7 protein-coding genes are annotated in these 6,081 nt (G+C 69.1%); 3 read left to right on the top strand and 4 right to left on the bottom strand.

What is annotated here, in order from left to right; genetic code table 11:
* Positions 1-204: 204 nt before the first annotated feature.
* Positions 205-885, bottom strand: a complete 681-nt coding sequence (locus tag VKV26_20770) for a peroxidase-related enzyme (protein HLZ72344.1) — start codon at positions 883-885, stop codon at positions 205-207.
* 139 nt (positions 886-1,024) lie between these two features.
* On the opposite strand from VKV26_20770, the gene VKV26_20765 reads away from it, so the two are divergent.
* On the top strand, positions 1,025-1,807 hold the full coding sequence (locus VKV26_20765; GenBank protein ID HLZ72343.1) for a tyrosine-protein phosphatase: 783 nt from the start codon (positions 1,025-1,027) through the stop codon (positions 1,805-1,807).
* A 50-nt stretch (positions 1,808-1,857) separates the two neighbouring features.
* On the opposite strand, the gene VKV26_20760 is transcribed toward VKV26_20765, so the two are convergent.
* The 3 genes from VKV26_20760 to VKV26_20750 are packed head-to-tail and all read right to left on the bottom strand — an operon-like array spanning position 1,858 to position 3,267.
* Positions 1,858-2,610: a hypothetical protein gene (locus VKV26_20760; protein ID HLZ72342.1), complete on the bottom strand. Its 753-nt coding sequence runs from the start codon at positions 2,608-2,610 to the stop codon at positions 1,858-1,860.
* On the bottom strand, positions 2,607-2,765 hold the full coding sequence (locus tag VKV26_20755; GenBank protein HLZ72341.1) for a hypothetical protein: 159 nt from the start codon (positions 2,763-2,765) through the stop codon (positions 2,607-2,609). Before VKV26_20755 ends, VKV26_20760 begins: the two co-directional genes overlap by 4 nt.
* Positions 2,758-3,267 carry a hypothetical protein gene (locus tag VKV26_20750; protein ID HLZ72340.1) on the bottom strand — a complete coding sequence of 170 codons (510 nt, stop codon included), beginning with the start codon at positions 3,265-3,267 and terminating at the stop codon, positions 2,758-2,760. The genes VKV26_20755 and VKV26_20750 overlap by 8 nt, the downstream gene beginning before the upstream one ends.
* A gap of 299 nt (positions 3,268-3,566) precedes the next feature.
* Between VKV26_20750 and VKV26_20745 the strand changes: the two genes are divergently transcribed.
* On the top strand, positions 3,567-4,880 hold the full coding sequence (locus VKV26_20745) for an MFS transporter (GenBank protein ID HLZ72339.1): 1,314 nt from the start codon (positions 3,567-3,569) through the stop codon (positions 4,878-4,880).
* Between the two features lie 100 nt (positions 4,881-4,980).
* Positions 4,981-5,847: an NAD(P)-dependent oxidoreductase gene (locus VKV26_20740; protein HLZ72338.1), complete on the top strand. Its 867-nt coding sequence runs from the start codon at positions 4,981-4,983 to the stop codon at positions 5,845-5,847.
* The last annotated feature ends 234 nt before the right edge of the window (positions 5,848-6,081 follow it).

The following is a 6,081-nucleotide window of genomic DNA, read 5'->3' as shown; positions in this document are numbered from 1 at the left end:
GGCCTCCTCAGGGAGACTGGTGACGCCTCTACCCTACCGGAGTGCCCGTTCTGCGTGTCCCGCGCCGGCTTGGTCGTGGGCCCGCGGGCCCACGACCAAGCCGGCCGATGCTCGGACTGTCTCACCTGTCCTGGCACACGAAACCGGCTGGCAACCGGCGCTCACGACCGCGCTCTCCGCCCTCTACTCCCTGTTCCCTATTCCCTAGCGAGACATGCCGTGATACTCGCGGTTGGGCATCTGGCCGGTGGCCGCCGCCAGGCGGTTGGTGAAGTTGAACATCGAGGCCACTTCGGCGATGTCCCAAACGTCTTCCTCGCTGAAGCCCAGCCGCTTGAGCGCGGCGATGTCTTCCGGCGAGCACTCTTCCATCTCGCGCGTAATCTTCAGCGCGTAGTCCAGCATCGCCCGTTCACGCGGCTGCAGACCGGCGCGGCGGTAGTCGAGCGTGATGCGGTCGGCGAGCACCGGGTCGCCGGTGAGCGTGCGCAGGGTCGAGCCGTGCGAGGTAAGGCAGTAGATGCACTTGTTCTGCATCGAGACGGCCACGGCGATCATTTCGCGGTCGGCACGGCTCAGGCCGGAGGGGCCGGTCATCAGCTCGTTGTAGTGCGCGAACCACTTCAAGAAGCGCGACGGACGCCAGGCCCAGGCGTGGAAGACGTTCGGGCAGAAGCCGACGCGCTCCTCCGCCTTCTCCAGCAGGGCGCGCACGTCGGGGTCCATCTGCGTCTTTTCCAGCAGCGGAAACCAGCTCGCCGGCGGTTCGCTGTGCGGTGGAGGCTCGGGGGCGGGCTGCGGCCGCGCCGGTTGCGCGGATCCGTTCACGCGGCGCGAGGCCGCCTCTGCCTTGCGCGTCGCCGCGCCGCGTGCTTGCATGGCCATGATCGACCTCCAGACGGTTACAGGTCGCTTCGCTCTGCCTCCTGTCTACCATCGCGGCGCCCGGCTCTGCAAACGCCGGCCCCCAGGCTCCAGTCCGGCGTTTGCTCGGCGCCGCCGCGGATGGTAGCCTCCCGCCGAGATGACGAACCGTACCGACGGCGCCGCCTTCGACCGCATCCTGCGCTTCGAGGCGATCCATAACGTCCGCGACCTGGGTGGGATTCCCGCGCCGGGCGGGCGGCGCACGCGGCCGCGCGTCGCCTTGCGTGCGGCCACTCTGCTGGCAGCAACGCCGGCCGATCGCGAGCAACTCAAGCGATTGGGCGTCAGCCGCGTTTTCGACCTGCGCTCATTTCCGGAGTTGGCGCGCGAGGGATTCGCGGACCTGCGCGACGTCGGCGCCGAACGCGAGCACGTGCCGATCTTCCGTGACACCGAGATCTCGCCGGAGGCGCTGGCGGCGCGGCGCAAGCTCTACGCCAGCGACTTCTCGCTCGCCTATCTGCGCATGCTGCGCGAGGGCGCGCCGTCGATCCGGCGCATCGTGGAGGCCGTGGCCGAGGCGCGAGGTCCGCTGCTGTTTCACTGTGCCGGCGGCAAGGATCGCACGGGCGTCGTCAGCGCCGTGCTGCTGCTGCTGGCGGGTGTCGCCCCCGAGCTGATCGCAGAGGATTATGGGCTGACGGCCGCGTACCTGCCGGCGCCGCCGGAGGAGCGGGTGCTGTCCAGCATGGCGCGCATGGGCCTTGATCGCGTGGAGTTCATGGAGATGCTGAGTGCGCGGCCGCCCGCTATGCTGCGCACGATCGAGCGGCTTCACGCCGAATCCGGCTCGGTGGAACAGTATCTGCGCACGACTGGCCTGGCGCCGGACGTGATCGAGGCCGCCCGCGAACGCCTGCTGGACAGCAACGGCACGTAGCGCCTTTGACAGCTGTCGCGCAGGCGCACGCCGGCTGCCGGGACGTGAAACTACCAGCCCGCGTAGCCGCCGGCGCGCCCGACGTTCGCCGCGCGGCGCGGCAGCCAGTCCGCGTCCTCCCGCACGTCCCAAAGGCTCCAGGCGCCCGCCTCCCACTGCGGCCGGCCGATGCCGTACTGGCTGAAGCGCAGTCGGCGGCGCTCGGCCAGCGCCCGCTGGATGGACCAGGGCAGTTCGGCGAGCGGTGCGGGCGGCAGCCTCGGCTCGACGTTCTGGCCCAGCGCATTGCGCCGCTCGCGGTCGAGCTCCCGTTGCAGCGCCGCGATCACCAACCGCACATGCTCGTCGGGCACCGGCTCGATGCCCTCATCCACGCCCGGATACCACAGGTTCGGGTCGTCGAAGGCCGCGCAGGCCTCGTGGACATCGACCGCGATCTCTTCCGCCAGATCCTGCAGCGCGTCGGGGATCTCGGCGTTGCGGCCGCGGTTCGTGATCTGGTCGAGGCTCGAGGTCACCGCCGAGCTCTCATCGCAGCCCTGCCGCAGCGGCAGCCGCGCCAGCGCCGCGCGCGCGTCCGCAAGCTCCGCCGCGCGCCCCAGCGCGCCGGCGTAGGTGGGCTGCGACGCGGTGCAGAAGAGCAGGGCGCCGCCGGCATGCAGGCGATACTCGATCGCGTCGGCGCCGCTGGACGGACCGGAGCAGCGCACCAGCCGTGCAAACACGCGCAGGCGCCGCCCCGCCGCATCCGCGGCGGGGGACGTCCACGAGCTGCGCACCGGTTCGTCCGCAAGCGATGTCATGGCGCCACGTCCGGGCTGGTCATCTCGCGCTTCTGCTGCGGGCAGATGTGGATCGGGTCGGTGTAGCGCTCCGGCCACGGCGCCGGCGCGACACTGGGAGTGCGAACAGGCGCCTCCACCGGCGTGGTCGTGGGATTGCTAACGGCGTTACGCATGGTCTTCCTCCTTCGTATGCGGAACTCGTGGCTCCGTCGTCGACGGCGGCGCCGTGAAGTGTGTTGCCAGTCGCTGCTGCACGTCGCTGCTCGACGGCTCTGTCGAATCCGCGGCGTCCGGCAACGGATAGGGACGGCGCAGCGCGGCGCGCGCGGCAAAACTCTTGAGCAGCACCTCGCGCCCGATTGCCCGGCCGTTCACGTCCTTCGCGTCGGCGGGCACGGCGTAGTCGATCGCGAGCAGATCGCCCCATGACAGGCGCAGCGCCGCCTCGCCCACGTTTTGCTCCTGGCAAAACAGCAGCGCCGCGGCGATCTGGTCGTTCAGCTCAACGCTCGCGGGTGGGAACTTCCAGGTCTCCTGCGCCGGCAGCTCGTGGCGGATACAGCGCTGCAAAAGCCACAGTTCGGCCACGCTGGCGACCATGGGGACCGTATCGACCGAGCCGCGCGCATACGGCTCGTCTCCGTCCGGCATCAAATCGTGATAGCGTCCCTCCATCGTCTTGTCTCCTCGCCCAGGGGGCTGCTCGACCAGCAGCCCGGCCCAACGCCTCCACCGTCTCAATTATTATTTTGCGCCGAATCCGCAGTTTCACGAATAGTCCGCGCGGCACTTTTTGGTTACAGCTTGCCATAGTGTTGCGTATGGACACCGAACCCTTCGGTCTGAGTCGAGCGGACCGGGCCGCCAACGATTCCTGGATGTCGCTATGCTGGAGGGCGCACGCCGGCGAGATACGTCTGGCAAACCGCGTCGCGAAGCCGCGGCCGCGGGGGAAGCGTGCGCGCGAGGCGTCGGTGGCGGGAGAAGCCGGCATCACAACCCGAGCGTCGGATGGGCGCCGCGCCCCGGCGCCCGGCCTCAAGCACCTGGCGACCACGTTCTCTTCGCTGCGCATCTACAACTACCGGCTCTACTGGTTCGGCCAGCTCGTCTCCCTCACCGGCACCTGGATGCAGCGCACCGCTCAGGCGTGGCTGGTGTTGAAGCTGACCGATTCCGCCCTGGCGGTGGGCACCGTCACCGCACTCCAGTTCCTGCCCATCACCTTCCTTTCGTTATTTGGCGGCGTGATCGCCGACCGCGTGCCCAAGCGCCGGCTGCTGATCGTCACGCAGTCGATCTCCGCGGTGCAGGCGTTGGTGCTGGCGCTGCTGACCCAGATCGGCGCAATCCAACTCTGGCATCTGTATCTGCTGGTGCTGGTGCTGGGCCTGGCGAACGCTTTTGACAATCCGGCGCGGCAGTCGTTTCCCGTGGAGCTCGTAGGTCGCGACGAGGTGGCGAACGCCGTGGCGCTCAACTCGACCCTGTTCAACACCAGCCGCATCACTGGGCCGGCGCTGGCCGGCGTAGCGCTGGCGACGGTTGGTGTGGCCGGCTGCTTCTGGCTGAACGCGGCCAGCTTCCTCGCCACGATCGGCGGCCTGGTGCTGATGCGGCCCGAGCGGTTCTTTTCGATTTCGCGGCCGCGGCGCGATCCGCCGCTGCGGCTGCTGCGCGAAGGGGTTGGCTATGCCCTGCGAACGCCCGCGATCTTCGTCCTGGTGATCACACTGGCGTTCTTCGGCACATTCGCCTTTAACTTCACCGTTGTCGTGCCGCTGCTGGCCCGCTTCACGCTGCGCTCCGGCTCGCTGGGCTACGGCCTGCTGTTCAGCGCCCAGGGGGCTGGGGCGCTGGTGGCGGCCCTGGGACTGGCCTATACGCGGGGCCAGAGTCTGCGCACCGTCTTTGCCGGCGGCTTGGCGCTGAGCCTGGCTTTGCTCTGTCTTGGCCTCTCCACCATCTACGGCGTGAGCGCCGCGCTGTTGGCGCTGATCGGCGGCGCGGGCATCATCTACAGCGCATCGGCGCAGACGCGGCTGCAGATCATCGTGCCGGATCAGTTGCGCGGCCGGGTGATGAGCATCTATACGCTGCTGTTCGCCGGCACCACGCCGATCGGCAGCGTGTTCATCGGCGCCGTTTCTGAACACTGGAACGTGCAGGCCTCGCTGATCGCGTCCGGCGCGCTGGCGCTGGTCGGGCTTGCGCTCGCCTGGCTGTATCTGCGCGGCCGCTCGCCGGCGGAGATGCTGCGCGGCACGGTGCTGGAGGCGACGGAATGACGTGCGCCGCGGGCTTGTGCTCGGCCGCCGTCGCGGTTTCACTCCTGATCGGGCAGTATGAGCGCTGATCGCGGCTTAAGTTGTCGTCGAGGTGTCGTCTATGAAGCTGGTAGTCGTCCGATCCGGTATCGCGATTCCTGAAGTGCAGGAGCGCCACGTCGAGGGCGTCTGCGCGATCGCGAAGGAAGCCGGCCTCGAGGTGGCCAGGCCGGCGACGCGCGAAGACGAGCTGATCGCCGAGGCCGACGCGGAGATCGCCTTCGGCGGCCTGCGCCCGGATCTGTACACCTACGCCAGGCAGTTGCGCTGGGTGCAGACGGTCGGCGCGGGGGTCGATGCCTACCTCAAGGGCAAGTTCGTCGAGGACGATGCGGTGCTGACCAGCGAGAAGGGCGCGGTGGGCGTGCATCTCGCCGAGCACGCCTTCGCCTTGCTGCTCACGCTCACTCGCGGCGTGGCGATCGCCATCCGCGGCCGGCGCTGGGACACGCGCATCGATATTCGCAAGCGATCGTGGGAGCTGACCGGGCGCACGGCGGGCCTGGTGGCGCTTGGCGGCACGGGCGTGGCGATCGCGCGGCGCGCCAGGGCCTTCGATATGCGCGTAATCGCCGTCGATCCTGAGTCCGCGGCCCCGCCGGCGGAGGTCGAGGCTTGCTGGGGTCTCGACCGATTTTACGACCTGCTCGGCCAGAGTGACGTCGTCTTCGTCTCGGCGCCGCTCACCGCGCGGTCGCGCCGCATGTTCGACGCGGCGGCGTTCGCCGCGATGAAGCCGGACAGTGTCCTGATCAACGTTTCGCGCGGGGAGATCGTGGACGGTGACGCGGTGCTGACCGCGCTCGACAGCGGCCACGTGCGCGCTGCCGGCCTCGATGTCACGCCGGAGGAGCCGTTGCCGCCCGAGAGTCTGCTGTGGGACCATCCGCACGTGGTCGTCACGCCGCGCACCGCGGTCCAACCCTAGTGCTGCGTTCCTCAACGGGAGTACCCAAAGCGAGGGCGGTACAGGCGTGGCGTGGGCGGCGGCCGTCCCCACACCCACGGCTTCGCACGGGCGTGAGCTGTGTGGTCGCGACCGCCGTCGCCTGGTCAATCTCCGCTGGATCAGCGAAACGTTGGCCAGCGTAGGCTTCTCGGCGTCCCAGCCGCCACCCCGGCTCTTGCAGGTTCAGCCAGCTCGCCCCCTTGGGGATGAATA

It is taken from the genome of Dehalococcoidia bacterium (assembly GCA_035310145.1).
In the GTDB taxonomy this organism is placed as follows: Bacteria; Chloroflexota; Dehalococcoidia; order CAUJGQ01; family CAUJGQ01; genus CALFMN01.
This window is presented reverse-complemented; position numbering and strand designations above follow the sequence as displayed.